The organism is uncultured Phascolarctobacterium sp. (assembly GCF_902463975.1).
Classification (GTDB): Bacteria; Bacillota; Negativicutes; order Acidaminococcales; family Acidaminococcaceae; genus Phascolarctobacterium_A.
Window position 1 is genome coordinate 1 of the sequence record NZ_CABQHJ010000056.1, and the last position, 3,715, is coordinate 3,715.

Annotated in this window: 3 protein-coding genes; all 3 read left to right on the forward strand. The window is 46.2% G+C overall.

The window, feature by feature from the left end; all coding sequences use genetic code 11:
* The coding region (locus RDW05_RS11590) for a group II intron maturase-specific domain-containing protein (protein WP_307979184.1) at window positions 1-594 on the forward strand (594 nt) is incomplete at its 5' end.
* Window positions 595-947: 353 nt separating this feature from the next.
* Window positions 948-2,240: an adenylosuccinate lyase gene (gene purB / locus RDW05_RS11595; protein ID WP_009145944.1), complete on the forward strand. Its 1,293-nt coding sequence runs from the start codon at window positions 948-950 to the stop codon at window positions 2,238-2,240.
* A 22-nt stretch (window positions 2,241-2,262) separates the two neighbouring features.
* Window positions 2,263-3,552, forward strand: coding sequence for an adenylosuccinate synthase (locus tag RDW05_RS11600; RefSeq protein WP_009145945.1), 1,290 nt, complete (start codon window positions 2,263-2,265; stop codon window positions 3,550-3,552).
* Window positions 3,553-3,715 lie beyond the last annotated feature (163 nt).

Genomic DNA, 3,715 nt, shown 5'->3' on the forward strand with positions numbered 1-3,715 from the left:
AGCAAAAGAGCAGCGGAAAGATTGCTGGAATCCAGCAGAAAATATCTTGAAGATAAGCTCAAACTAAAGTTGAACATGGAAAAGAGCAAAGCAGTAAGCGTATACTCACAAAAGTTCAAGTTCTTAGGATTTACGCTAGGTAAGAACCAAACGGGTGTAATGATAAGAGTACACAAACAATCCTTGAAGAAAGCCAAAGCAAAACTAAAAGAGCTGACAGCTAGAAGCCAAGGAAGAAATGTACGTGTAGTGATGAACAAGGTAAAAGTATATATAAGCGGTTGGCTGAACTATTACTGCATAGCAAGTATAAGACGCAAAATGCAGGAATGGAATGAATGGCTGCAAAGGAGATTTCGTCAATATATATGGAAACAATGGAAGAAATCTACAACTAGAGTTACAAACTTAAAGAAGTTAGGAATACCAGAGGAGTACGCATATATGTGGGGGAATACAAGACTAGGTTATTGGCGAGTAGCAAGAAGTGCAATACTTAACAGGTCAATAACAAAAGAAAAGCTCGTAAAAGCAGGCTATTATGAATTAGCGAGCAATTACGAGCTTAAAAGACTCAAGCATTATGGTATTTGAACCGCCGTGTACCGAACGGTACGCACGGTGGTGTGAGAGGTCGACTGCTCAAATAATGAGCAGTCTCCTACTCGATTATTGCACGGAGCATTGCCTGTTTGGGGTCAAAAGCGTGAAAATTATTCTCCGGACAAAGATTTTTTCTGATAAGTGTAAAAAAGCTTACAAGGAAGCTGCGAAGAAAAACCGAATATTTTACCTAAAATCAACAAAAAATGTTCATAAAGCTTGCGATAAGACGCGGAAAATGATATGATATTTATGCAACAAAGTGTAGTGAAGAATCTGAAGGTAATATCTGTGGCTTTCAGATGTTTTTTCATGAATAAAATTGTCTTGGGAGGCATACAAAAATGATTGATCGTTATACTCATCCTGAAATGGGTAATATCTGGACACTCGAAAATGAATTCCGTACCATGCTGAAGGTAGAAATTCTGGCTTGCGAGGCTATGAACAAACTGGGCATTGTGCCTGACGAAGCGCTGAAGGATATTCAGACGAAGGCTGACTTCCGTCTGGACCGCATTAAGGAAATTGAAGCAGTTACCAACCATGATGTTATTGCTTTCCTGACTAATGTGGCTGAGTATGTAGGCGATGCGTCCAAATACATTCACAAAGGCCTGACCTCCAGCGACGTAAAGGATACTGCACTGTGCTACATGACCGTACAATCCGCAGACCTGATTATGCGTCATCTGGTAAACTTCCATGAAATTCTGCGCCGTCGTGCCGCTGAATTCAAATATACCGTTATGATCGGCCGTACTCACGGTATCCACGCAGAACCGATGACCTTCGGTATGAAATTCCTGCTGTGGTCCGCTGAAATCGAGCGTGACATTGAACGTCTGAAACAAGCGCGTGAAATGATGGCAGTCGGCAAGCTGTCCGGTGCTGTAGGCACTTACTCCAACATCGATCCGTTTGTAGAAAAATATGTCTGCGAAAAGCTGGAGCTCACTCCGGTACGCCTGGCAACCCAGGTTATCCAACGTGACCGTCATGCACATTTCATGACTACTCTGGCAATCATCGGTTCCTCTCTGGATAAGATGGCAACCGAAATCCGTAACCTGCAGCGTACCGATATCCGTGAAGCTGAAGAATATTTTGCACCCGGCCAAAAGGGTTCTTCCGCTATGCCTCACAAACGTAATCCTATCACCTGCGAAAAGGTTTCCGGTATGGCTCGCCTGCTGCGCGGCTATGCAGTAGCAGCTCTGGAGGATGTAACCCTGTGGCATGAACGCGATATCTCCCATTCTTCCGTAGAACGCGTTATTCTGCCGGACGCAACTATTGCTCTGGACCATATGCTGCGTAAATTCTCCAACATCATCGACAAGCTGCTGGTATATCCTGATGCAATGATTGCCAACATGAACAAAACCGGCGGTCTGATTTTCAGCCAAAACCTGCTGATTGCTCTGGTTACCAAAGGCGTACTGCGTGAGGACGCTTACAAATGGGTACAACGCAACGCTATGGCACGTTGGCTGCAAGGCGCTGACTTTAAGACCAACGTTGAAGCTGACCCGGATATCAAAAAATATCTGACCGACGAAGAGGTTGAGCATTGCTTCGATCCGAAACCGATGCTACGCCACGTTGACGAGATTTTTGCTAGATTTGGTTTATAATTTTGATAAGGAGTGACTGCTAATGTCATCTGTTGTAGTTTTAGGCGCCCAATGGGGCGATGAGGGTAAAGGTAAAATTGTTGACTATTTGGCGCAAAAGGCTGACGCTGTAGTTCGTTACAGCGGCGGCTCCAATGCAGGCCATACCGTTGTAGTTAACAACATTAATTATAAGCTGCGTCTGCTGCCCTCCGGCGTACTGTTTAATGATAAGACTAACGTTCTGGGCAATGGCGTTGTAATCAACCCCGGCGTTGTGCTGGCTGAAATCGCCGGCATGAAGGAAAAGGGCATTGATTGCAGCAATCTGGTTATCTCTGACCGTGCACACGTTGTTCTGCCGTATCATCAACGTCTTGATGAGCTGCAGGAGGAAGCACTGGGCAATCACAAAATCGGCACCACCAAAGGCGGCATCGGCCCCTGCTACATGGATAAGGTTGCTCGCGTAGGCATCCGTATCTGCGATCTGATGGAGCCCGAAACCTTTGCTGATAAGCTGAAGGTTAATCTGGAAGCAAAAAATGCTATTATCACCAAAATTTACGGTGCAGAACCGTTTGACTATGATACCGTACTGAAGGAATACCTGGCTTATGCAGAAGAGCTGCGTCCGTACGTTGCCGATACCGGTGTTGTTATGGATGAGCTGTTCAGCGCCGGCAAAAACGTTCTGTTTGAAGGCGCACAGGCTACCTTCCTCGATATCGACCATGGTACCTATCCGTATGTTACCAGCTCTAACCCGACTGCAGGTAATGCCTGCACCGGCAGTGGCGTAGGTCCCCGCTTCATCGACCATGTTGTCGGCGTAGTTAAGGCTTATACCACCCGCGTTGGTGAAGGTCCCTTCATCACCGAGCTGCTGGATACCGACGGCCCCGGCAACCAAATCCGCGAAACCGGCCATGAATACGGCACCGTAACCGGTCGTCCGCGTCGCTGTGGCTGGCTGGATGCTTTCATGCTGCGTTACAGCGCACGCCTGAACAGCCTGGATTATCTGGCAATTACCCGTCTGGATATCCTCGACAATATGCCGAAGATTAAAATGTGCGTTGGCTACAAGATTGGCGATGAGGTTCTCAAACGCATTCCTGCAAGCCTGAACGTTCTGGCTAAGGTTGAGCCGATTTTCGAAGAGTTCGACGGTTGGATGACCGATATCAGCGGCATCCGCAACTATGACGAGCTGCCGGAAAACGCTAAGAAATATCTGGCTAAAATCAGCGAGGTATCCGGTGTTGAACTGGGTATTATCTCCGTTGGTCCTAACCGCGAGCAGACCATCGTTCTGAAAGAGCTGCTGTAAGCTTAGGCTGCTGAAAAAAACAGCAAAAATATTTTAAAAAAAGTACTTGACTTTCCTTGCGTTAGTCTGTATACTATTAATGTTGCTAATTTATGGTAACAAATGATTCACTAGCTCAGTTGGTAGAGCACCTGACTTTTAATCAGGGTGTCCCGAGTTCGAG